Here is a 23,411-nt window from a genome sequence, read left to right as displayed (position 1 = left end):
CGCAGAAAGGCGCGTTAGAAAAGCGTTCTGACCGCCAGGCGGAATCGCGTGTGGACTCACCGGGGTGGCGGGGAGTGGCGGGGAGGCCCCTGTAAGCAAAAAGGCCCCGGAACACTGCTCCGGGGCCTTTCCTAATTGTCAGAAGACGGGATTAGTCTTCTTTTTTCTCAGGAGCCATTTCTTCGCCGGTTTCCTGATCGATCATTTTCATCGACAGACGCACCTTGCCGCGATCGTCAAAGCCCAAGAGCTTCACTTTCACTTCCTGACCTTCCTTCAGAACATCCGAAGGGTGGTTCAGGCGGCGGTTTTCGATCTGGGACACGTGCACCAGGCCGTCGCGCTTGCCAAAGAAGTTCACAAAGGCACCAAAGTCGACAATTTTGACAACTTTACCGGTGTAGATTTTGCCTTCTTCGGGCTCGGCCACGATCGAATAGATCATGTCGTAGGCTTTCTTGATCGAGTCGCCGTTGGGCGATGCGATCTTGATGATGCCTTCGTCATTGATGTCGACCTTGGCGCCGGAGACTTCGACGATCTCACGGATGACCTTACCGCCGGACCCGATCACTTCACGGATCTTGTCGGTGGGGACCTGCATTGTTTCAATGCGTGGCGCGTGGATCGAGAAGTCCGCAGCACCGGACAGCGCTTTGTTCATCTCGCCTAGGATGTGGATACGGCCAGCTTTGGCCTGCTCCAGGGCTTTTTCCATGATCTCGGGCGTGATGCCTGCGATCTTGATGTCCATCTGCAGCGAGGTGATGCCTGCTTCGGTACCGGCCACTTTGAAGTCCATGTCGCCCAGGTGATCTTCGTCGCCCAGAATGTCGGACAGGATCGCATAAGAACCGTCGTCTTCCAGGATCAGACCCATGGCAACACCAGCAACCGGTGCTTTCAGCGGAACGCCCGCATCCATCATCGACAGGGAGCCACCACAAACGGAGGCCATCGAGGAGGAGCCGTTGGATTCGGTGATCTCGGAGACCACGCGGATGGTGTAGGGGAAGTCGGTCGCCGCAGGCAGAACCGCCTGAAGCGCACGCCATGCCAGCTTACCGTGACCAATTTCACGACGGCCGGGGCCGCCCACACGGCCAACTTCACCAACCGAATAGGGAGGGAAGTTATAGTGCAGCAGGAAGTTGGATTTGAAGTTGCCGTGCAGCGCGTCGATGAACTGCTCGTCGTCGCCGGTGCCCAAAGTGGTCACAACCAGACCCTGGGTTTCACCACGGGTGAACAGGGCAGAGCCGTGGGTCCGTGGCAGCAGGCCGGTTTCAGACACGATGTCGCGGATTTCGTCGGTGGCACGGCCATCGATACGCTTACCGGTTTTGACAACGTCGCCACGCAGAATGCCAGCTTCCAGCTTCTTCATCGCCGAGCCAAGGTTGGCATCGTCCAGCTGCTCTTCGTTCAGAGCGGCCTTGATGGTTTCGCGGGCAGCGGCAACAGCACTGGTGCGCTCTTGCTTGTCGCTGATTGCAAAGGCAGCGCGCATTTCGGTTTCACCGGCAGCTTTTACCGCTTCAAACAGATCTGCATAATCAGGTGCTGCAAAGTCAAACGGCTCTTTTGCCGCGTCTTCCGCCAGCGAGATGATCAGGTCGATCACCGGCTGAATGGCGTCATGGGCGAATTTAACCGCGCCCAGCATTTCGGCTTCCGACAGCTCATAGGCTTCGGATTCAACCATCATCACCGCGTCTTTGGTGCCGGCAACAACCAGATCCAGGCGCTGTTCAGGGTTCAGGCGCAGGTCCTGCATGTCGTCAACGGTTGGGTTGAGAACGTATTCGCCGCCTTCAAAACCAACGCGGGCCGCTGCGATTGGACCCATGAAGGGTGCACCAGACAGGGTCAGCGCGGCGGAGGCCGCGATCATTGCAACCATGTCCGGGTCATTGACCAGGTCGTGGCTCAGCACGGTGCACATGACCAGAACTTCGTTTTTGAAGCCGGGAACAAACAGCGGGCGGATCGGACGGTCGATCAGGCGCGCAGTCAGTGTTTCTTTTTCGGTTGGGCGCGCTTCGCGCTTGAAGAAACCGCCGGGTACTTTACCCGCGGCATAGTATTTTTCCTGGTAGTGGACTGTCAGGGGAAAGAAGTCCTGACCGGGCTTTTGCTTACGGGCAAAAGTCACGTTGGCCATAACGCTGGTTTCACCCAGTGTGGCGATGACAGAGCCATCAGCCTGACGGGCAACCTTGCCCGTTTCCAGTGTCAGCGTCTCTTCGCCCCACTGCATAGATTTTTTCGTAACGTTGAACATGTCAGCATCCTAATTGGGAGCACTCCCAGGCGGATCCCGGGTCTCCCGTTGCATATAGCGGCCGCATTGCCGCCGGCTTCTTCCATCTTTATTTCGCGTGTCGAAGCCAAGCACGTGTCTCAGATAGGCCGCCCATACATGAGATTGGCCCGAAAAGAAAGCAAAAGAGCCGGTTGCTGTCTCTTGTGGCCCTTCGCACTGGCGATATAGTACCAGGATGAGAGGACGACCTCCCTCACAGTGGTGGGACAGCGCAGGGGACGGCCCCGATCACAGGCATCCCGTGGGGCAGGGCAACAGGTATCTCATGCGCAGTACAGCAGACAGAATTCGCCACGCGATCAGCTTTGAGGTAATAGGATTATTGGCGGTGACACCGCTTGGGTCCTGGGTTTTTGGCATGGAGATACATGCGATTGGTGTGGTGGTACTGGCCGGAGCGAGCCTCGCGACTGTTTGGACCTATATCTATAATTTGGGCTTTGACCACACCATGTTGCGGTGGCTTGGCCATTGCCACAAATCGCTGCTGATGCGGGTTTTGCACGCGCTGTTGCTGGAGGCCGGGTTGCTGGCTGTTTTGCTGCCCTTTACCGCTTGGTATTTGCAGATTGGGCTGTGGACCGCCTTGATCATGGATCTGGGTTTTTCCGGATTTTACCTCGTCTACGCCTTTTGCTTTAACTGGGCCTATGATGTGATCTTTCCCATCCCGAGGCAGCCCATCCGTGACTAAAGCGTCTGGCCCGCTTGGGTGAAGCTGCTGGCGATGTGTTGCAGCGCTGCCTGATTTGCCTTGTAAAAGACCCAGTTCTTGATCTTTTTTGAGCTCACCAATCCGGCCTGTTCCAGGTTTTTCATATGGCTGGTCACTGTCGGTTGGCTGAGGCCGGTTTTGTCGGTGATAAAGCCAACACAAACGCCATCCTCCACCAGGTCGCCATCGCGCTGCGGCGGAAAATGGCTTTGGGGATCCAGCAGCCATTCCATGATCTGAACCCGGTGTGGGTTGGCCAGGGCACGCAGCGCGGCAAGGTGGGTGACAAGCGACTTGTTCATATAGTAGATCTTCTATATAGAATATTCTCGATATTGCATCGAATAGGACGAGATTGCCATGAATGAAGATCAGTTGCTACAGGAAGCCGACAGGCGCGGCCGCGACTATGTGGCGGGGGCAGACGCACGTCGGGTTTTCCCCCGTGATCAGGATGTTGCGGCGCTTGCGGGATTCGATGAGACCCTGACAGACCAGGGGCGACCGGCGGCGGAAACCATTGCCTTGATGGATGATCTTGGCTCCCCGGCCACGGTGGCCTCCAACGGGCCGAACTATTTTGGCTTTGTCATTGGCGCCAGCCTGCCGGTGGCAGCAGCGGCGGAACGTCTGGCGATAGCCTGGGATCAATGCGCCTCGGCCGAGGATGGCAGCCCGGCGGCCTATGCCCTGGAACAGCAGGCCAGCAAATGGCTGTTGGATATTCTGGATTTGCCGCGCAGCAGCGCCGTGGCCTTTGGTACCTCTGCCACTGCTTGTGGGCTCAGCTGTTTGGCCGCTGCCCGGGCCGCGCTGTTGGCGCGGCAGGGGTGGGACGTGGTAAATGACGGGCTGCATGGGGCACCGCAGGTCAAGGTTGTGGTGCCTGCCAACACCCATGTCACCGTGCGTAAGGCGCTGCAGGTGCTGGGCTTTGGCTGGAACCAGGTGATCAAGGCGCCGGTGGATGATCAGGGGCGGATCCTGCCGGACCAGTTGCCGGAGATGGATGCCACAACCCTGTTGGTGTTGCAGGCCGGCGAGGTCAATACTGGCGAGTTTGATGATTTTACCGCGATTATCCCTGGCGCCAAATCCGCAGGGGCCTGGGTGCATGTGGATGGGGCCTTTGGGCTTTGGGCCCGGGCTGCGCCGGGATTGCGCGACTTGACCAGAGGGATCGAGGACGCCGACAGCTGGACAACCGATGGCCATAAATGGCTCAACACGCCTTATGACGGCGCGATGGCCATTTGCCGTGATCCCCAGGCGCTGGCCCGGGTGATGAACAGCGATGCGGCCTATTCCACTGCCTCGGCAGATGCGCAGAAAAACCTGACGCTGGAGTTTTCCCGCCGGGCGCGGGGTATTCCGATCTGGGCAGCTCTGCGCACCCTGGGCAAGGCGGGTGTCGCAGATCTGGTTACGGGCCATCACAATCAGGCCCGTCGCATTGGGGCTGCCCTGGAGGCTGCAGGGTTTGAGGTGTTGAACCGGGTGGTGCTCAATCAGGTCTTGGTGCGCGGTGGGGATGACGCTGCGACCGAGGCCATTTTGCAGAAAGTACAGCAAAGCGGCACTTCTTGGTTTGGGGGAACCATCTGGCAGGACCGCCCGGCTTTTCGCATCAGCCTCTCCTCTTTCCGCACCCAGGACAGCCATGTGGATCAGCTTATCTCTCTGCTGGTCAGGATCGGCGCAAATGGCGCGGGCTGACTGAATAGCGCAGAGGAGGGCGGGGCGATCCTTATACCGCGGTCTGTTTGAACTTTGGCAGTCGCACCTTGCGCGTGGCGGGGCCATAGACAGGTCCCAAGGGCTGGGCCGGGCTGGTTTTTGCTCTGGTGCGTTTCAGGATCAAAGGCTTGAAATCGCCTTTTTGCATGGATCTGTGCAGGCTCAGTGAAAAGGTCAAGGTACGTCTCCTCGTAGTTGTTGTACGACCTGAGTACCTGATTTCTTTGCCCCGGCTAAGATATGCAGGGGGAGGTTTTGGGGAGCGATAGGGGCAGGGTATATCCAAAAGTGTAGGGGTCGGCGGCGCATTGGGAGATGTTCTGCACCGTGCTGCCGCCGCCAGCGCTATGATCGCCTGTCTGGCAAAGCCTGCCCCTGCAGAGGCTTTTCGCTGCGGGCCAGCGTTGCGGCCTCGGCCCGGTCGAGACTCGCCAGGGCCTGTTCCAGACTGTCGCCCCTGGCTTTGGTTTTGAGCCAGACCCTGCGGCAGGAGGCTGGTGACCAGGGCAATTTGGCGCTCTGCATCCACAGGCGCAGGTCGCGCGGCAATTGATCGTAGACCTGCATCGGATCTTCGCGGCGTCGGCGGCGTTTTACCCGCGTTTCGCCCAGGTTACGTTTGGCCATATGGCGGAGAGGGTGAGGCTGCATGAGTACACAAATGTTATAACGTATCAGAACCTCTTACCGCTCGGTCCCACCCGATGCAAGCGCGCCTGAGTCGGGGGGAGACAAAAGACAAAAAAACGCCCGCTCAAATCTGAGCGGGCGTTGATAATCCAGAAGGATTGGTATTCTTAGCGGCGGATGCCAAGGCGTTTGATCAGGTCCTGGTAACGGGCCACATCTTTGCCTTTGGTGTAGTCCAGCAGTTTCCGACGCAGAGCAACCATTTTCAAAAGGCCACGACGACCGTGGTTGTCTTTCTTGTGGGTTTTGAAGTGCTCGGTCAGGGTGTTGATGCGCGAGGTAAGGATAGCAACCTGGACTTCGGGCGAACCGGTGTCGCCTTCTTTGGTTGCGAATTCTTTCATCAGGCGTGCTTTTTCTTCAGCTGTGATCGACATCGGGGTCTCCTTTAAAAGGTTAGAGTGATGGCACAGGCCGGGATGTCGTCCAGCGCAGGCCCATGGAGTAGAAACCGCCGCGAATCCCTTGGGAAGCCGAGGCAGATGCGGGCGTATAGGCGGAACTGTAAGAAAAGGCAAAGCAGAACTGCAATTGCAGTCAAAACGCCTGCCTTTTCCGGGCTAGATCATCCGGCCTTACCTATTTGGCATGCGACCCGACCAGCCTAGACTGTGAGGCCAAGCTGGGCATCCACCAAAGCAATATCCCCAACGCTCAGCCCTTCGGCCCCGGTGAGGCGCAAAACCTCTGCTCCGTTGACGCGAATGATCTGCTGGTCGGGGTCGTCACTGTCTGGCTCAATCGAAATCTCGGGCTCGGGTTCGCTGTCCGGGTTCCAGAACACCACCAGCTGATCCTCGGCGCTGTCAAAATCCATCAGCTGGACGGCTTCGCCGCTGCCAGCCAGATCTTCGGTCCAGATTTCATCGGCTCCGTCGCCGCCAGTGACGATATCGCCAGCTCCGGCAACCAGTGTATCGTCGCCAGCGCCGCCATTGAGGTAATCCACGTCGGTGCCATCATCGGCGCCCCAGACAAAATCATTTCCCACGCCACCAAACAGGCTGTCCTGACCGGCGCCGCCTTGCAGACTGTCGTTGCCGTCATTGCCGTGAAGGGCGTCGTTGCCGTCCTCACCGTTAAGCGAATCATCCCCTTGGCCGCCATGGCCCCGATCATCGCCATCGCCGCCTATCAGCGTATCGGCACCAAAATGGCCAAACAGGCTGTCGCTGCCTGCGCCGCCTGCCAGGCTGACATCACCGTATTCGCCGTGCAGCAGGTCAGCGCCGCTGCCGCCGATCAGCGTGTCGTCGCCCGTCCCGCCGTGCAGCCTGTCGTCGTCGGCGCCGCCGTCAATGGAATCACTGCCGCCATAGCCGTTAATCTGGTCATCGCCGTCTTCTCCGAGGAGCTCGTCGTCGAAGTCGCTACCGCCAAGGATATCCGCAATTTCGGAACCAGTGAGCTGGTCACCATCATAGATCAGTCGCCGTCCTGTATCGCTGCCGGTGTCGCCAGTGTCATCAGGATCGGTTGAATCGCCACTTTCCATGTCGATGAAATCGCAAATTTCTAGCCCCTGATCGGAGCCGCTGGTCGCGCCATCCAGGAATTCATCTGCAGGCGTGGTTGGGATGTCGTCGGAAGAATTGGGACCCGACCCATCGCCAGAGGTCTGGGTCTCGTCGGTCGCATCTGCGGACCCGTCGTCCCCAAAATCCAGCAGGGCAGCACCACCGATTCCCATGAGGCCCAAAAGGCCCGCGATCCACAACATAGCATCTCTCCAAAACCAGTCAGCGCAGGGCGCATCCTGACCGTTCATTTGTGATCAGTTTGCCATATTTTCCCTAATTGTATCCAAACAAATAGAGAACATCGGTAAACGATATTTTTCGCTAAAATTCAAAGGCTTGGGGTAAATTCAGTCATGTGTCCGCCGTTAAAAATGCATTAATCCCAGTGCAGGGGGCGTTGGCTGTAGGCAATATAGAGCGGGTGTTTGGGGTGACCGTGTTTGCTGAGACCCAGGTGGTGCAACGGTCTGCCACTGGCACGCAGCAGGGTCTCGATCTCGACGCCCTGGTCGCGGTGGGCGCCATGGGTGCCCCAGGCACAGATCACCACATCGGCCCAGTCCAGCCCCTTAAGGATCGCCGCCCTGTTGTCGGGACCTTCCGGGTCGGCAGCCCTGCGCATCACCTTTGGATCGGTGGCGCGGATGGCAAAAATATTGGTGGCCTGAAACCCACCAAAGCCCAGGGCGCGGGCGCGCCGTTCGCAGCGCTCGATGGTGGGGTCGTTCTGCACTTCGGTCGCCTTGGAGGGGTTCAGCATGACAAACATCACCCGCTGCCCCGCTGGGTCCCAGACACGGGTGAGGCTGTAGCGAAAGGTCTCGCAATCGGAATAGACGGCGGTGGAGGGCGCGTCGCCCTTGGTATGGCTGCGGGTGATCATGGCGCTGTCCTGCCAGTCCCGTCGTCACGAGGCAAGCCCAGCCGTTAAGAGCGGGCTTGCTCGGGGCGGCTTCAGTCGGGCTGCACGAACACCCTGGAGGGATGCAGCTCGCCCGCCTTGTAGATGCCCACGGCGACGGCCTTGCCATCCAGCGAGGCCCAGGCTTCATCGCCGTATTCCAGGTCTGAGGCCAGCACCATGCCGGGGTTGCCATTGCGCAGACGGGTGGCGCCTTCGGGGGTGCATTTCAGCTCGGGCAACTCGGCCAGTCCCTCTTCCAATGGGCGCAGATGGGTGTCCAGTTCGGGGGTGCGCTCCATGCGCAATACCTCGTCCAGGGTCAGCCCATCGGCGGCCTCAAAGGGGCCGGACCAGATGCGGCGCAGCACTTTTACATGGCCATGGCAGCCCAGCGCGGCGCCCAGATCACGGGCGATGGAGCGCACATAGCCGCCTTTGCCACAGGTCATTTCCAGCACCACGTGATCGGCGTCGGGGCGGTCCACCAGCACCAGCTCTTCGACCCACAGGGGCCGCGCGGCGATTTCAAAATCCTCATCCCCGTCGCGGGCCAGTTTATAGGCGCGCTGACCGTCGATTTTGACGGCAGAAAACTTGGGCGGGATTTGCTGGATGTCGCCAATGAACTGCGACAGGGCCTCTTTGATTTCATCGTCACTGGGCCGCGCCTCGCTGGCGGCAATGACTTCGCCCTCGGCGTCATCGGTATTGGTGGCCTGACCCAGCCGCACGGTAAAGCTATAGGCCTTTAGCGCATCGGTAATATAGGGAACGGTCTTGGTGGCTTCCCCCAGGGCAATGGCCAGCACGCCGGTTGCTTCGGGATCCAGAGTGCCTGCATGGCCGGCCTTCTTGGCCTCCAGCGCCCAGCGCACCTTGTTCACCACGGCGGTGGAAGTCAGCCCGGCGGGTTTATCCACCACCAGCCAACCCGAAATATCGCGGCCTTTGCGTTTGCGTGCCATGCCTGTTCCCTAAATTCTAGTGAGGCGCGCGGCCTATCCCAAGGAAGTAGCCCTGTCAATTCTGCTGTCGCTCACTGGGGCAGGCCTCCCCTGGGCGCTGATGGTTTACTCAACCACGCCCACAATGGGCCCCATCATGAAACCCGCATCACTGCGTCCGATCTGCGGCGCATGCAGCCGCGAGATATTGCCATCAAAATAAAGCGCGTTGGGCAGCTGCAGGTGGTCGCGAAACAGGCTGCCAAACTGGTGAAAGGTCACCGCATTGCGTGAAATGGCAAAAACCACGCGGCTGCCATCGGCTGAGGTGCCAACGCCGTTGCGGATGTAGGCAGAGGTCGAATTGGGCAGAAATCGCGGGTGCAGCTCGCCGTTGATCACCAGCATTGGCCCCGATTGGGTGGCTGAGTTGCAGCTGATGCCGACATCGCGAAAAGCCAGGGTTTCAAACACATCGGCGCGCCCCTGGCGCAGGCAGAACACCCCATTGGGCAGCAGGCCAAAGTTGCCAGGGCCGGCATTGGGGATCAGCCGCATTTCTTGCTTGCCGTCTTCGATATACAGGCCAACAGGGGCGCGATTGGCGTGATACATCCCGGCATTGGTGGCAAAGACCAGCTCTTTGCCTTCAGATTTCAGCGCCTTTGCGATGTTGGAGAAATGGCCAAATACCTGGTCTTTGTCGTCGCGCAGGAACAGTTTCAGCTGGGCCCGGGTCGCATCAACGTCGCAGATCGTATAGCGATTGCCTTCGTAGCTGAGATCGCTGCAGCTGACCGCGCTGCTGTCGCCGGCGTCTGCCGGTCCAACGATAGGCCCGACCACTGGCAAGACCCAGAGGGCCGCCAGCAGTATGAGAGCCCTAAGGATCAATCCTCAAGATCGCGGCGCACCGCGTCTTGTTCCAGCATCCGCCGGGTGGCATCCATCTGATCATAGGTAAGATCCAGCTGGAACCGCAGATCGGGAGTGTATTTCATCCCCAGTTTCTTGCCCGCAAGGGTGCGCAACTCCCATTTGTTGCGGGCCAGCAGCTTGAGCAGATCCTCCTGCCCCTTGCCGCCCAAAGGCAGCACATAGGCGGTGGCGATACGCAGATCCGGGGTCACCCGTACCTCGCCAACGGTGATCGACATGCGGTTTAGCTCGGGATCGTGCAGTTCACCACGGGACAGGACTTCGGACAGGGTCCGGCGGATCAGCTCGCCGACGCGCAGCTGCCGTTGGGAGGGGGCGCGCCCCTCGGGAGATTTGTTCTTTGCCATATCTTGGATCTAAGCCGAAACCACCCCTTTGCCAAGTCATCGCCAAGCGGGTAGGAGAAAACCAGCAGAGTTTTTCTACGATCCATCCATCCAAGGGCGAGGACCACAGCAATGACCGAGACACCAGGCATCGTGATTACAGGGGCTTCTGGCCGTATGGGGCAGATGTTGATCAAGACGGTTCTGGACAGCGACAAGGCACGGCTGGTTGGGGCAGTGGAACGCGCGGGCCATGCCTGGGTTGGTCAGGATCTGGGGCTTGCCATGGGGGGCAGCGCCATTGGTGTCGTGGTCACCGATGATCCGCTGGAGGCCTTTTCAAAGGCCCAGGCGGTGATTGATTTCACTTCACCGGAGGCGACGCTTGCCTTCTCCAAACTGGCGGCGCAGGCACGGGCGGTGCATGTGATTGGCACCACCGGCATGTCCGAGGCGCAGATCGCCCAGCTGGAACCCGCAGCACGCCATGCGGTTCTGGTGCGGGCCGGCAATATGAGCCTGGGGGTCAATCTTTTGGTGCAGCTGACCAAAAAGGTCGCCGCAGCCCTGGATGAGGATTTTGATATTGAGGTGATCGAGGCCCATCACCATCACAAGGTCGACGCGCCCTCGGGCACCGCGCTGATGCTGGGCGAGGCCGCCGCCGAGGGGCGCGGTGTGACCCTGTCGGATGTCTCGGACTCTGGGCGTGATGGCATTACGGGCGCGCGCAAGCGCGGCGATATCGGGTTTAGCGCCATCCGGGGTGGTGACATCGTCGGGGAGCATGACGTGCTGTTTGCCGCCGCTGGGGAGCGCATCGTATTGCGCCACATGGCCACTGACCGGGCGATCTTTGCCCGTGGCGCTTTGAAAGCCGCGTTGTGGGGCCAGGATAAGGCACCGGGCGAATATGACATGCTGGATGTTCTGGGGCTTTGACAGGCCAGGTTGCAGGGGCGGCCTTTGCAGGCCGCTGCCTCCGGCGGAGGTATTTTTAGAAAGATGAAAGCCCTAGTCTATTGATCTGGATATGGGCTTTGTCGCCGGGATCAGAGTGAGGCGGTCTCGTTAAAGCCCTCAAAACCCTGGGTGGTTTCCACCACTGAGGCCTCATAATGGGCAATGAGTGGCATCACCAAGGGTTCGACGTCTTGCGCCCAGACCGGACCGTCGTAGAAGGCCTGTTTGATTGCATCGCGGTGTTCAAGGTTTTGAAAGGCGCGCATCCAATGGACTTTGTCTGGATCGTCGAGGTCGCGCAGTGGGCCAAAGACCAACATGCCGGCCTCGCGCAGAGCGGCGCGGTTCATCTCTTCAAAGACCTTAATAGAGGTCTCGCGCTGGCCTGGGTGCAGGGTGTAGCGGCGGATTTCCAGAATCATCAGCGGTGATCCTTGCAAAAACAGGGCCTCAAAAGTCGATGGCGATGCCTTTTTTTTCCCAGTCGCCGTAGCGGGCCGGGTCCAGGCCGTCGCGCCCGCCCAGCTCTACCGGTGGCTTGGCTTTGGCCTCTGCGGCTTTGCGTCGTTCGGCGGCTTCTGCCAGGGCGCGCTGGGCGGCGGCGGGCAGATCGGGATCAATGGTTGGTTCAGCCTGTTTGGCGGGCGGGGTTTCGGCGCTCATGGCGGGTTCCTTTATGCTGTGGCCATGATATACGCCCCTTTTTGGTGGGGACAAGCCACCTCTGGCGTCGGCGCTGTGGCAAGCGGGGCGCGCGTCTATGCCAAGGAGAGCAGCAATGTCCGATGGAACTCAGGCCCGCCGTACGGTGATCTATCTTTTGGATCAGGTTCTGGGTGAAGGGCGCCTTCTGGCGGAATGTTATGCGGCGGGCGCCTTGGAGCGTCTGACGCCCGAAGATCGCGCCCGGACCCAGCGGTTGACCCTGCAAACCCTGCGCAGCCTGGAACGCGCCGATCGGGTGCTGCAAAAACACCTGAAGAAATCGACACCGCTGACCGTACAGAATGCGCTGCGTCTGGGCGCGGTTGAGCTGTGCCACGGGGCGGCGGCGCATGGTGTGGTCAACGATATGGTGGCAATTATCTCTAAGCATCGCCGCCATGGACAGCTGAAAGGCCTGGTCAACGCGGTTTTGCGCAAAGTGGCGGAGCAAGGCCCGGCGGAATGGGCAAAGCTGCGGGTGCCGCGCCTGCCCAAATGGCTGCGCAAGCCCCTGGCGGAGGCCTGGGGGGCTGAGGCGATGCTGGAGATCGAGGCTGCGCACTATGCCGGGGCGCCCCTGGATATCACCGGCAAGCCGGGCGCGGATCTGACGCCGTTGGGCGGGACTGCCCTGGCGACAGGATCACTCCGGTTGCAAGAGGCCGGTCAGGTTTCGGCCCTGGCCGGCTATGGTGCAGGTGACTGGTGGGTGCAGGATGCTGCCGCCGCCTTGCCCGCCCAGATGTTGCAGGCCAAAGCGGGCGAGCGGGTGCTGGATCTCTGTGCTGCACCTGGGGGCAAGACCATGCAGATGGCGGCCAGCGGTGCCAGCGTGACGGCCGTGGATACCTCGGCCGCCAGGATGGAACGGTTGCAGGAAAACCTCACCCGGACCGGGCTGACAGCTGATCTGGTTGTGGGGGATGCGTTGGAGCAGAACGGGCAGTTTGATGCGGTGTTGCTGGATGCGCCTTGTTCGGCAACCGGCACTATTCGGCGCCACCCGGACCTGCCCCATGCCAAAGACGGCAGCGCCTTTGGTGCGCTGATCGAGCTGCAGGCGCAGATGCTGGCCCATGCCTGGAGCCTGGTAAAACCCGGTGGTCGCATGGTGTTTTGCACCTGTTCGTTGCTGCCGGATGAGGGCGAGTGCCAAGTAGAGGAGGCGCTGGAGATGTTCCCGGATATGACCGTGGACCGCGATGTGCTGCCGCCGCTGGGGATTGATCCGGCCTGGATCACCGAAGAAGGTGGCTTGCGTCTGCGGCCAGACTATTGGCCCCAGCAGGGCGGGATAGACGGGTTTTACATGGCGCTTTTGCGCAAATCTGCCTAGGGCTGCACCGTGAGGTCGCTTTCATCGGTGACTTGATGCGCCAAGGCGGCTATCCTTTTGCCAAAACGTCGGCCAATCACAGGCACACAGGCGTGAGGCAGAGAGCATGTCCAGATACGACAGAGTAGCGGGTCGCGGGACTCGCATGATGAATAGGCTATACGCCTGGCGCGCCCGTAAGCAGCCAGCAGCCACCGGGTTTGTCTCGCAACCCGAACCTCGCACCATTGGCAGTTTTGCCCGTGGCCGCCAGTTGGTGGCGGGCAATCTGCTGTTTGCCGGCTATCTGGTCGAATCAGAAACCACCGGCCTGTGGGACGTCAACGCACCGGATGCGGCCTTTGAGGCGGAACGTCAGGGCTTTGGCTGGCTCGATGATCTGGCGGCGGTTGGCGATATCAGGGCACGGGTCAAGGCGCAGAAATGGGTCTGGGGCTGGATCGAAACCCATGGCGCTGGCAATGGGCGGGGGGCGGCTTTGGCCTGGTCGCCGGATCTGACCGGGCGCCGGGTGATCCGCTGGATCAACCATGCTCTGTTCCTGCTCAGCAGCAAAGACCGCGCCGAGACCGAAGTGTTCTATCAGTCCCTGTCGCAGCAGACTTGGTTTCTGTCCCAGCGCTGGCAGGGAGCCTCGCCGGGATTGCCCCGGTTTGAGGCCCTGACAGGCCTGATTTATGCCGGTCTGGCGCTGCAGGGCCGCGAAGAGCTGGCGGATCCGGCGATCCGGGCCCTGGCGGCGGAATGCGAGCGCCAGATAGATGCCGAGGGCGGCGTGCCGACGCGCAATCCCGAAGAGCTGCTGGAAGTCTTTACCCTGTTGACCTGGGCCGCCGCCGCCCTGCATGAGGCCGGTCGCACGGTGCCTTCGGCACAGACAGCGGCGATCGAGCGGATTGCCCCGGCGCTGCGCACGCTGCGTCATGCGGATGGCGGGCTGGCGCGGTTTCATGGTGGCGGGCGTGGCTTGGAAGGCTGGCTGGATCATGCCCTGGCGGCCAGCCACGTGACAGGAGATCACCGTGACGGGCTGGCCATGGGGTATGCCCGTCTGGCGGCGCGCAGAACCTCTGTGGTGATTGATGCTGCGGTGCCCCCACAGGGTGCGGCCTCCAGCAATGGCCATGCATCGACACTGGCGTTTGAACTGACTTCGGGGCGGCGGCCTTTGATTGTCAACTGCGGCTCGGGAGAGACCTTTGGTCTGGAATGGCGTCGCGCCGGGCGGGCAACGCCGTCGCATTCAACCCTGTGTCTTGCAGGGCATTCCAGCGCCCGACTGGCGGCTCCGGATCGCACCACTGGCCAGGAACTGCTGGTGGAAGGCCCCGGCGAGGTGCAGGTCGCTTTGGATGAGCAGGCCGAAGGTCATCGCTTTCAGGGCGGGCATGACGGCTATCTGCGAGGCTTTGGCCTGACCCATGCCCGCACATTGGTGCTGTCGGATGATGGCCGCAGCCTGTCTGGCGAAGATCTGCTGGTGGCCATCGAAGACCCGGCCAAACGGGTCTTTTCCAAGGTGCTGGATCACTCGGGGACCAAGGGCGTCGGGTTTGAGCTGCGCTTGCATCTCCACCCTGAGGTGGATTCTGCGCTGGATCTGGGGGGCTCGGCGGTGTCGATGGCACTGAAGAGCGGCGAGATTTGGGTGTTTCGCCACGACGGCAGCTGCGATTTGAAGCTGGAACCTAGTGTTTATCTGGAAAAAACGCGATTAAAGCCTCGTGCGTCAAAGCAGATCGTTTTATCTGGTCGCGCAATCGAGTATGCGACACGCGTCCGGTGGACGCTCAGCAAGGCGCAGGAGACTGCGATTGCCGTGCGCGACCTGAATCGGGATGAGCCCGAAATTTTTGACTGAGCCTAATGAGCCTGTAAAGGACCGCCCTGCCATGACCGACCAGACCCCCATCCGCCGCGCCCTGCTTTCCGTATCCGACAAGACCGGTCTCATCGATCTGGGCAAGGCGCTGAGCGCCCGCGGCGTTGAGCTTTTGTCCACCGGTGGGTCCGCCAAGACCCTGCGCGAGGCGGGCCTCACGGTCAAAGATGTGGCTGATATCACCGGCTTTCCTGAAATGATGGATGGCCGGGTGAAAACTCTGCACCCGATGGTGCATGGCGGGCTGCTGGCGCTGCGCGACAATGCCGATCACGTCAAAGCCATGGACGAGCACGGCATTGGCCCCATCGACCTGTTGGTGGTGAACCTCTACCCGTTCGAGGAAACCGTCGCCAAGGGTGCCGACTATGACACCTGCATCGAAAACATCGACATCGGTGGCCCGGCAATGATTCGCGCCGCTGCAAAAAATCATGGTGATGTGACCGTGGTGGTGGATGTGGCCGACTATGACGCGGTCCTGGCTGACATGGACCAGAACAACGGGGCCACCGACCCCGCATACCGCCGTAAGCTGGCGCAAATCGCCTATGCCCGCACCGCGGCCTATGATGCGGCTGTGTCGACCTGGCTGGCTGGCGCGCTGGAGCTGGAAGCGCCCCGTCGCCGTGCCTTTGCCGGTGAGCTGAAACAGACCCTGCGCTATGGTGAGAACAGCCACCAGAAAGCGGCCTTTTACACCGATGGCACCGACCGCCCCGGCGTTGCCACCGCGCAGCAGTTGCAGGGCAAGGAACTGTCCTACAACAATATCAACGATACCGACGCCGCCTATGAGCTGGTTGCCGAGTTTGACCCGGCTGAAACCGCCGCCGTGGCCATCATCAAACACGCCAACCCCTGCGGTGTGGCCAAGGGCGCCACGCTGACAGAGGCCTACCAAAAGGCCTTTGATTGCGACCGCACCTCTGCCTTTGGTGGCATTGTGGCGTTGAACCAGCCGTTGGACGCAGAAACCGCCACCAAAATCGTCGAGATCTTCACCGAGGTGGTGATTGCCCCCGGTGCCTCGGATGAGGCCAAGGCGATCTTTGCCGCCAAGAAAAACCTGCGCCTGCTGCTGACCGATGGTCTGCCAGACACCCGCGCGGCCCAAACCGCCTACAAACAGGTTGGCGGCGGTGTTCTGGTGCAGGACAAGGACGTGGGCTATGTCGGCCTGGATGATCTGAAGGTTGTCACCGAAAAAGCACCGACCGAGGAACAGATGCAGGATCTGCTCTTTGCCTGGAAGGTTGCCAAACACGTCAAATCCAACGCCATCGTCTATGTCAAAGGCAATGCCACCGTTGGCGTCGGCGCCGGCCAGATGAGCCGCCTGGACAGTGCCAATGTGGCCGCTTCCAAGGCGCAGCGCATGGCGGATGAGCTGGGCCTGGACGAAAGCCTCGCCAAAGGATCGGCTGTGGCTTCAGACGCCTTCTTCCCCTTTGCGGATGGCCTGCTGGAAGCGGCGGCTGCAGGCGCGACCTGCGTGATCCAGCCCGGTGGCTCGATGCGCGACGATGAGGTGATCGCGGCAGCCAATGCCCAGGGCATCGCCATGGTCTTTACCGGCATGCGCCACTTCCGTCACTAAACCAGACACGAGCAACACATGGCAGCAGCACGTATGATATTTTGGGGCGCCTTCTGGGCCTTTCTGTTGGATCAGGCCAGCAAATACCTGGTCATCCACTGGATGGGCCTGTCACGGCGTCTCAGCATTGATGTGCTGCCGCCGCTGCTGAATTTTCGCTATGGCGAAAACACCGGCATTAATTTTGGCTTGTTTGGCGATGGCACCGAGAGTGCCCGTTGGATTTTGATTGCTCTGTCGCTGGCGATTTGCCTGGCGCTGGTGCTGTGGATCGGGCGCGGGCGCGACAAGGGCGCCCTGATGCAGGTCTCTGCGGGGCTGGTCATTGGCGGTGCGCTTGGCAATGTTGCCGATCGTCTGCTTTATGGCTATGTTCTCGACTTTCTCAACATGTCCTGTTGTGGGCTGAACAATCCCTATGTCTTTAATCTGGCGGATGTGTTCATCTTTGCCGGAGCAGCGGGTTTGATCCTGTTTGAGGGGCGCATCAAAAAGCCTGCGTGACCTCCATTGGGAAATAGGCTAAAACCGCGTTGAAACTGTCGGGAGTATTGGGGAAATGCGAATTCCTCTGGCGATTATCGGTCTGATTTGTGCTGTGGCTGTATCTGGCTGCGGCCGAAAAGAGCTGCGGGATATCCGCAGTACCGGCACCGGACCGGATGAGTTCCTTGTCTTACCGCCCAAACCTTTGAGCGCCCCTGAGAACTATACTGCCCTGCCAACCCCAACTCCGGGTGGGCAAAACCGCAGTGATGTGAACCCGCAGGCCGAGGCTGTTGTTGCCTTGGGAGGCAAACCTGCTGCCCTGCTGCCCGGCAACGCGATCCCTGCCAGCGATTCTGGTCTGGTCACCGCCTCCAGCCGTTATGGTGTGTCCGCGGATGTGCGCCAGGTGCTGGCCAGCGAGGACGCAGCTTTCCTCAAACGCAGACGTCGCGGTGGGCGGATCAAGATTGCGCCTGTTGATCGCTACGAACAGATCTATTCCAAACAAACGCTTGATCCCTTTGCGGCCAATGAAGCCTTTCGCCGGGCTGGGGTTGCAACACCTTCGGCACCGCCCCGGAACGAAGAATAACGGCGTTTTCTCTACTGAAATGGGTTTGATTGACCTGGCTTGATGGGGCTGCTTGCGCGGCCCCGTATGCGTTAGCGGGTCTGTCTGGCGCTGCTGTCTCGGCTGCTTCATTTCCCGGTGTTTCATCTATGATTCACCCGGTCTTGCTACCGTCATGACGACGGAAATTGGGCTGGAAATGGGCTGGGGCAAGAGGCTCTGCCAGTATTCACCTTTGCGAGAGTGTCGCTTGCGCCCAGATGTCAGGGGCGTAGGTTGAATAGAGTACAGGGCTGCCCCAAATATGGGGCCTGGCCCAAGGGCCGCAAGGTCAACAATGAGGAGAGTGCCGAATGTTCCCAAGGATTGCTTTGGCGGCCACCGTGCTAAGCTTCAGCCTGACGGCGGCTCTGGCCGACACGAAGGATGGCGCTGCGGGACCGGATGATATGGTGACCAGTTTTGCCTTGGACAATGGCATGGAAGTTGTCGTCGTCGAGGATCACCGGGTGCCGGTGGTGCAGCATATGGTCTGGTATCGCGCCGGCTCCGCGGATGAACCCATTGGTCAATCCGGGGTGGCGCATTTTCTGGAACATCTTCTGTTCAAGGGCACCGATACCCTTGCCCCTGGTGAGCTCTCGGCGACCGTGGCGGCCAATGGTGGCCGCGACAATGCCTTTACCAGCTACGATTACACCGCCTATTACCAGCGCGTTGCCTCGGATCGGCTAGAGCTGATGATGCGGATGGAGAGCGACCGCATGGTCAATCTGCGTCTTTCCGAAGAAGAGATTGTCACCGAGCGGGAAGTCATTCTGGAAGAGCGCAACCAGCGCACCGATAACAATCCCCGTGCACTATTTGGCGAGCAGCTGAACGCGGCGCAGTATCTCAACCATCGTTACGGTCAGCCGGTGATTGGCTGGCGCCACGAGATGGAAGCTCTGGACATCGACGATGCCCTGTCCTTTTACGGCACATTCTATGCGCCCAATAACGCCATTCTGGTGGTTTCAGGGGACGTTGACCCCGCAGAGGTCAAATCCCTGGCCGAGACCTATTATGGCAGCCTTCCGGCCAACCCTGATCTGCCAAAGGTGCGGGCCCGCAGCAAAGAGCCGCCGCAAAACGCCGAGCGGCGGCTGATCTTTCGCGATCCCCGCGTGGCCCAGCCCTATGTTCAGCGCTCCTATCTGGCAACCGAGCGCAACGCCGGAGCCCAGGAAGAGGCGGCAGCGCTTTATCTGCTGGCAGAGCTGTTGGGGGGTGGGTCCACCTCCTACCTGTCCAATGCGCTGCAATTTGACCAGCAGGTCGCGGTCTATACCGGGGCGTTTTATTCGGGTGTGTCATTGGACAAGACCAGTTTTGACTTTCTGATTGTACCTGCCGAGGGCGTCAGCCTGGACCAGGCCGAAGCGGCGCTGGATGCCACCGTGAGTGCCTTCCTGGCCGAGGGCGTCGATGCCGAACAGCTGGAGCGGATCAAGCTGCAGCTGCGTGCGTCGGAAATCTATGCCCGCGATAATGTGGACGGGATTGCCAATCGCTATGGCCGGGCGCTGACCTCGGGCTTGACGGTGCAGGATGTACAGGACTGGCCGCAGATACTGCAGTCTGTCACCTCGGATGAAATCATTGCCGCAGCGCAAAACTTGCTCCGCCCCGAGGCCTCGGTGACGGGCTGGATGATGCGGCAGGAGGAGGGCGAATGATGCGTCTTACAGCTTTGACGATGGCAGTTGTTGCCTGGGTTTCCCTGTTGGTCCTGCCCGCGCAGGCCGAGATTAAAATCAACGAAGTGACCTCTCCCGGCGGGATTACCGCCTGGCTGGTCGAGGACCACTCGATCCCCTTTACTGCGCTTGAACTGCGCTTTCGCGGCGGCACTTCGCTGGATGCGCCGGGGAAACGCGGCGCCACCTATATGATGGCCGGATTGCTCGAAGAGGGCTCTGGCGAGATGCGGGCGCAGGCCTATGCCCGTGCGGTTGAAAATCTGGCGGCAAGCTTTGGCTATGACGCTGACCGGGACAGCCTGTCGGTCTCGGCGCGGTTTCTCAGTGAAAACCGCGATGCGGCTGTGGGTTTGCTGCGCCAAACCCTGCAAGAGCCGCGCTTTGATCAGGATGCGCTTGACCGAGTGCGGGCGCAGGTGTTGGCCGGGCTGCGGTCGGATCTGAAAGACCCCAACAAGATCGCCAGTCGGGCCTTTGCCGAAATGGCCTATGGCGATCACCCCTATGGCAGCTCCGGCAAGGGCACCATAGACAGTGTTTCCGCGCTGACCCGTCAGGATGTCTTTGCCGCCCATGAGGCAGTTTTTGCCCGCGACAGGCTTTATGTCAGTGCTGTCGGTGATATCACCCCAGATGAGCTGGGCGCGCTGTTGGACCGGCTATTGGGGGGCATGGCGCCTACGGGCGCGCCGTTGCCCGGCCCGGCCGAGGTGACGATTTCTGGCGGCATCAGCATTGTTGATTACGACACGCCGCAATCGGTGGCGCTGTTTGGTCATATGGGGATCACCCGGGATGATCCCCGGTTCTTTGCCGCCTATATCATGAATCAGATCCTTGGCGGTGGCTCCTTTGACAGTCGCCTGATGACAGAGGTGCGCGAAAAGCGGGGCCTGACCTATGGGGTCTATTCCTATCTGGTGCCGCAGGATCTGGCCTCTGTCTATATGGGGCAGCTGGGCTCTGCGAATGGCAAAATGGCCGAAGCGGTGGAGGTAATTCAGGGCGAATGGCAGCGGCTTGCCAGCGATGGCGTCACCGAGAAAGAGCTGACAGACGCCAAGACCTATCTCACTGGGGCCTATCCGCTGCGCTTTGACGGCAATGGCCGGATTGCCTCAATCCTGGTGGGGATGCAGATAGATGACCTGCCCATCGACTATGTCCAGACCCGCAATGATAAGGTCAACGCGGTCACCCTGGAGGAGATCAATCAGGTGGCCAGTGAAATTCTGCTGCCCGAGGCGCTACATTTTGTTGTGGTTGGCCGACCTGAGGGGCTGATCGCCAGCCCCTGACGGGTCAAGCGCTCAGGCGTAGGGCCAACAAAAGGCGACACAGCATAGCGTTCAGGGCCGGGGATTTCCCCGGCCTTGTTGTTTTGCACCCGCGCTTTCGCCGGGCCTGAATCTGGGGGTTTTCTCTATTCGCCGTAGGGCACCCAGATGTTTTTCACTTCGGTGGCTTCCAACAGGAACTTGCGGCTGTGATCGTGGCTCCAGTCGAGCGACGCGGCATGGGCGACCCAGGTCCGTTTGAGGTTGAGCGCCGAGGCCTCTTCGATTGTCTGCGCCAGATCGGTTGAAGAAAAGCTCCAGACCGCATCCACATTCATATGGGCGGCCAGGGGCTGTGCCAGCTCAGTGGCCTCGCCGGTCAGAATATTGACCACGCCGGCGGGCACATCCGAGGTTTCCAGCACCTGATAGAAATCAGTGGCGGCCAGCGGGAAGGGACCCGAGGCGGCAAGCACCACCCGGTTGCCCATGGCCAGGGCAGGCGCCATGACCGAGACAAGCCCCAACAGCGGCGCCTCATCGGCGCAGAGCGCGCCAATCACCCCGACGGGTTCTTTCATGGCCAGGGCAACCGCCCGCATGGGCACAGCATGGGCCTGACCGTCGTATTTGTCGGCCCAGGCGGCAGCGGTGAGCAGCCGTTCAATCGCGGTCTCAACCTCTTTGGCCCCTGCCTTTTTACCAGTCATGGCATCAATGCGATGGGCAAATTCATCCGCCCGTGCTGACAGGTTCTCGCCGATGTAATACAGAATTTGCGCCCGCAGATGGCCGGTGGTCTTGGACCAGGCCTTGGCTCCGGCGGCGGCCTCAACTGCGTTGCGGATGTCTTTGCGGCTGCCCATGCCTACATGACCCAAAAGCCCGCCGTGACTGTTGAAGACGGGCTTTGAATAGCCACTGTCGGGTCGTGCCTGCTTGCCACCGATATACATCTTGGCGGTGCGGTCCACCGGATCGGCGCTGTGGCTATCCTGTTTGCCGGCAAAGGCCGCGACAGGTGCCAGCGGTTTGGTTTTGCCTTTGGGGCGGGTATAGGCGCTAAGCCCCTCCCAGCCGCCTTCGCGGCCAAATCCGCTTTCACGGACACCGCCAAACCCGACTGCGGCATCAAACATATTGGTGCCATTGATCCAGACCACGCCGGCCACCAGTTTTGGCGCCAGATCCAGCGCCAGATTTATATTCTCGCTCCAGACGGTGGCCGCCAACCCGTAGCGGCTGTTATTGGCCAGCTCCACCGCCTCGGCGGGGGTGCGGAAGGTGCAGGAGACCAGCACCGGGCCAAAGATCTCTTCCTGCATCAGCGGATCTGACGGGGCCAGACCCTGGATCAGGGTGGGTGGGAAGAAGCAGCCCTGGGGCGGCAGACGCAGGCTGGGCTGATAGGTTTCCCCGGCCTGATTGCCGGCAACCAGCGTGGTGATGGTTTCCAGCTGCACTGGATCCACCACCGCGCCGATGTCGATGGATTTGTCCAGCGGGTTGCCGATGCGCAGCTTGTCCATGCGGGCTTTGAGCTTGGTATAGAACCGATCGGCAATGTTTTCCTGCACCAACAGCCGCGAGCCGGCGCAGCAGACTTGGCCCTGATTGAACCAGATGGCATCGACCAGGCCTTCCACAGCGGAGTCCAGATCGGCATCGTCAAACACGATATAGGGCGATTTCCCTCCCAGCTCGAGGGTCAGCGCCTTGCCGGTGCCTGCGGTGGCTTCGCGGATGCGGCGCCCCACAGAGGTGGAGCCGGTAAAGGCGATTTTGTCCACCTCTGCGGCGACGATCATTTCACCAACGGCGCCATCGCCGGTGACAATATTGACCACGCCCTTGGGCAGGCCAGCCTGTTGGCAGATGTCTGCAAACAGCAGCGCGGTGAGCGAGGTATATTCTGCCGGTTTCAGCACCACGGTATTGCCCATGGCAATCGCAGGCGCGACCTTCCAGGCCAGCATCAAGAGCGGGAAGTTCCAGGGGATGATCTGGCCACAGACCCCAAGCGCCTGGGCCTCGGGCAGTTCGCTTTCCATCAGCTGGGCCATGCCGGCGTGATAGTAGAAATGGCGCTGCGCCAGCGGGATATCAATATCACGGCTTTCGCGAATTGGTTTGCCATTGTCGAGCGTTTCCAGCACCGCAAACAGGCGGGCGTGTTTCTGCAGCAGTCGGGCAATAGCATAGAGATAGCGAGCGCGTCCCGGCCCACCGAGCTTTTCCCATTTTGGCTGCGCTGTGCGCGCGGATTTTACCGCCGCATCAACATCGTCCTGGGTTGCCTGGCTCAGGGTGGCCAGTACCTCACCCGTTGCGGGATTGCGGCTGTCAAACCCATCCTGAGGCGCGGTGAAGGCACCGTTGATGAAATGGCCAAACCGGTCGCCCTGATCAATCAGCCAAGCCAAGGCCTCGGCGGCATTTTCGGGGGCAGGGCCGTAATCCATGGCGTCGAACTTCTCTTTGATGGTCATTGTATCGGCTCCTTAGCCGTGCAGCCCTGGGGTTTTAGCACCCGTTGGCTGGAGGCAGGATGGCGCAGCAGGGCCGCTGCGGGACGAAGAGGGCGCGGCACAAGATTGCCGCCGCAGTTTGGACAGGCGCCTTTGAGGATGTTGTCGGCGCAATCGGCGCAGAAGGTGCACTCAAAGGTGCAGATACGGGCCTCTGGGCTCTGCGGCGGCAGATCGCGGTCGCAGCACTCACAATTTGGTCTCAGCTCCAGCATCT

General features: G+C 60.5%; 24 protein-coding genes. 10 read left to right on the top strand and 14 right to left on the bottom strand.

The genetic code is table 11. The features are described 5' to 3' along the window. Positions 1-151 precede the first annotated feature (151 nt). Entirely contained in the window at positions 152-2,284 is a 2,133-nt protein-coding gene (pnp, locus tag QZ268_RS07415) for a polyribonucleotide nucleotidyltransferase (RefSeq protein WP_295450361.1), read from the bottom strand. A gap of 307 nt (positions 2,285-2,591) precedes the next feature. Between pnp and QZ268_RS07410 the strand changes: the two genes are divergently transcribed. Beyond that, positions 2,592-3,020 carry a PACE efflux transporter gene (locus QZ268_RS07410; protein WP_295450358.1) on the top strand — a complete coding sequence of 143 codons (429 nt, stop codon included), beginning with the start codon at positions 2,592-2,594 and terminating at the stop codon, positions 3,018-3,020. On the opposite strand, the gene QZ268_RS07405 is transcribed toward QZ268_RS07410, so the two are convergent. After that, positions 3,017-3,343: a metalloregulator ArsR/SmtB family transcription factor gene (locus QZ268_RS07405; RefSeq protein WP_295450356.1), complete on the bottom strand. Its 327-nt coding sequence runs from the start codon at positions 3,341-3,343 to the stop codon at positions 3,017-3,019. The two genes, QZ268_RS07410 and QZ268_RS07405, sit on opposite strands and share 4 nt — an antisense overlap. 58 nt (positions 3,344-3,401) lie before the next feature. Here QZ268_RS07405 and QZ268_RS07400 point away from each other — a divergent pair, with 58 nt between their 5' ends. Further along, positions 3,402-4,757 (top strand): pyridoxal-dependent decarboxylase, encoded by a 1,356-nt coding sequence (locus QZ268_RS07400; RefSeq protein ID WP_295450353.1) that lies wholly within the window; start codon positions 3,402-3,404, stop codon positions 4,755-4,757. A gap of 31 nt (positions 4,758-4,788) precedes the next feature. On the opposite strand, the gene QZ268_RS07395 is transcribed toward QZ268_RS07400, so the two are convergent. The 8 genes from QZ268_RS07395 to rbfA all read right to left on the bottom strand — a co-directional run bounded on the left by QZ268_RS07395 (position 4,789) and on the right by rbfA (position 10,122). After that, positions 4,789-4,956, bottom strand: a complete 168-nt coding sequence (locus tag QZ268_RS07395; RefSeq protein ID WP_295450351.1) for a hypothetical protein — start codon at positions 4,954-4,956, stop codon at positions 4,789-4,791. 167 nt (positions 4,957-5,123) lie between these two features. Next, a complete protein-coding gene (locus tag QZ268_RS07390; RefSeq protein WP_295450348.1) occupies positions 5,124-5,405 on the bottom strand; it encodes a DUF6525 family protein in 282 nt (93 codons plus the stop codon). Positions 5,406-5,575: 170 nt separating this feature from the next. Continuing rightward, entirely contained in the window at positions 5,576-5,845 is a 270-nt protein-coding gene (gene rpsO, locus QZ268_RS07385; RefSeq protein WP_009810119.1) for a 30S ribosomal protein S15, read from the bottom strand. Between the two features lie 227 nt (positions 5,846-6,072). Then, positions 6,073-7,188, bottom strand: a complete 1,116-nt coding sequence (locus tag QZ268_RS07380) for a calcium-binding protein (RefSeq protein ID WP_295450342.1) — start codon at positions 7,186-7,188, stop codon at positions 6,073-6,075. A 176-nt stretch (positions 7,189-7,364) separates the two neighbouring features. Beyond that, positions 7,365-7,871, bottom strand: a complete 507-nt coding sequence (locus QZ268_RS07375) for a DUF1643 domain-containing protein (protein WP_295450339.1) — start codon at positions 7,869-7,871, stop codon at positions 7,365-7,367. A 71-nt stretch (positions 7,872-7,942) separates the two neighbouring features. Continuing rightward, positions 7,943-8,857, bottom strand: coding sequence for a tRNA pseudouridine(55) synthase TruB (gene truB, locus QZ268_RS07370; RefSeq protein WP_295450336.1), 915 nt, complete (start codon positions 8,855-8,857; stop codon positions 7,943-7,945). 105 nt (positions 8,858-8,962) lie between these two features. Beyond that, positions 8,963-9,682 (bottom strand): phosphodiester glycosidase family protein, encoded by a 720-nt coding sequence (locus QZ268_RS07365; RefSeq protein ID WP_295450333.1) that lies wholly within the window; start codon positions 9,680-9,682, stop codon positions 8,963-8,965. 44 nt (positions 9,683-9,726) lie between these two features. Next, positions 9,727-10,122: a 30S ribosome-binding factor RbfA gene (gene rbfA / locus QZ268_RS07360; protein ID WP_295450330.1), complete on the bottom strand. Its 396-nt coding sequence runs from the start codon at positions 10,120-10,122 to the stop codon at positions 9,727-9,729. A 111-nt stretch (positions 10,123-10,233) separates the two neighbouring features. Here rbfA and dapB point away from each other — a divergent pair, with 111 nt between their 5' ends. Then, positions 10,234-11,043 (top strand): 4-hydroxy-tetrahydrodipicolinate reductase, encoded by an 810-nt coding sequence (dapB, locus tag QZ268_RS07355; RefSeq protein WP_295450327.1) that lies wholly within the window; start codon positions 10,234-10,236, stop codon positions 11,041-11,043. A 110-nt stretch (positions 11,044-11,153) separates the two neighbouring features. Here the strand turns inward: dapB and QZ268_RS07350 are convergent, their stop codons facing one another. Both QZ268_RS07350 and QZ268_RS07345 read right to left on the bottom strand, forming a co-directional pair. After that, entirely contained in the window at positions 11,154-11,486 is a 333-nt protein-coding gene (locus tag QZ268_RS07350) for an antibiotic biosynthesis monooxygenase (protein WP_295450324.1), read from the bottom strand. A gap of 28 nt (positions 11,487-11,514) precedes the next feature. Beyond that, positions 11,515-11,727 carry a DUF1674 domain-containing protein gene (locus QZ268_RS07345; RefSeq protein ID WP_295450322.1) on the bottom strand — a complete coding sequence of 71 codons (213 nt, stop codon included), beginning with the start codon at positions 11,725-11,727 and terminating at the stop codon, positions 11,515-11,517. A gap of 115 nt (positions 11,728-11,842) precedes the next feature. Between QZ268_RS07345 and QZ268_RS07340 the strand changes: the two genes are divergently transcribed. The 7 genes from QZ268_RS07340 (at position 11,843) to QZ268_RS07310 (ending at position 20,687) form a co-directional block, all read left to right on the top strand. Next, complete coding sequence (locus tag QZ268_RS07340) at positions 11,843-13,105, top strand: transcription antitermination factor NusB (RefSeq protein WP_295450320.1); 1,263 nt, start codon at positions 11,843-11,845, stop codon at positions 13,103-13,105. Positions 13,106-13,211: 106 nt separating this feature from the next. Continuing rightward, on the top strand, positions 13,212-14,966 hold the full coding sequence (locus QZ268_RS07335; protein WP_295450318.1) for a heparinase II/III family protein: 1,755 nt from the start codon (positions 13,212-13,214) through the stop codon (positions 14,964-14,966). A gap of 31 nt (positions 14,967-14,997) precedes the next feature. Next, a complete protein-coding gene (purH, locus tag QZ268_RS07330; RefSeq protein ID WP_295450316.1) occupies positions 14,998-16,587 on the top strand; it encodes a bifunctional phosphoribosylaminoimidazolecarboxamide formyltransferase/IMP cyclohydrolase in 1,590 nt (529 codons plus the stop codon). An 18-nt stretch (positions 16,588-16,605) separates the two neighbouring features. Next, positions 16,606-17,091: a signal peptidase II gene (lspA, locus tag QZ268_RS07325; RefSeq protein WP_295450314.1), complete on the top strand. Its 486-nt coding sequence runs from the start codon at positions 16,606-16,608 to the stop codon at positions 17,089-17,091. A 55-nt stretch (positions 17,092-17,146) separates the two neighbouring features. Beyond that, positions 17,147-17,668 carry a DUF3035 domain-containing protein gene (locus QZ268_RS07320; protein ID WP_295450311.1) on the top strand — a complete coding sequence of 174 codons (522 nt, stop codon included), beginning with the start codon at positions 17,147-17,149 and terminating at the stop codon, positions 17,666-17,668. Positions 17,669-18,000: 332 nt separating this feature from the next. Next, complete coding sequence (locus QZ268_RS07315; protein ID WP_295450309.1) at positions 18,001-19,365, top strand: pitrilysin family protein; 1,365 nt, start codon at positions 18,001-18,003, stop codon at positions 19,363-19,365. Beyond that, complete coding sequence (locus QZ268_RS07310; protein WP_295450307.1) at positions 19,362-20,687, top strand: pitrilysin family protein; 1,326 nt, start codon at positions 19,362-19,364, stop codon at positions 20,685-20,687. The genes QZ268_RS07315 and QZ268_RS07310 overlap by 4 nt, the downstream gene beginning before the upstream one ends. A 125-nt stretch (positions 20,688-20,812) precedes the next feature. Here QZ268_RS07310 and QZ268_RS07305 read toward each other — a convergent pair whose 3' ends face one another. After that, positions 20,813-23,155, bottom strand: a complete 2,343-nt coding sequence (locus QZ268_RS07305; RefSeq protein WP_295450305.1) for an aldehyde dehydrogenase family protein — start codon at positions 23,153-23,155, stop codon at positions 20,813-20,815. Continuing rightward, entirely contained in the window at positions 23,152-23,409 is a 258-nt protein-coding gene (locus tag QZ268_RS07300; protein ID WP_295450303.1) for a DUF1272 domain-containing protein, read from the bottom strand. Before QZ268_RS07300 ends, QZ268_RS07305 begins: the two co-directional genes overlap by 4 nt. Positions 23,410-23,411: the final 2 nt, after the last annotated feature.

Source organism: uncultured Pseudophaeobacter sp. (assembly GCA_905479575.1).
Classification (GTDB): Bacteria; Pseudomonadota; Alphaproteobacteria; order Rhodobacterales; family Rhodobacteraceae; genus Pseudophaeobacter.
This window is presented reverse-complemented; position numbering and strand designations above follow the sequence as displayed.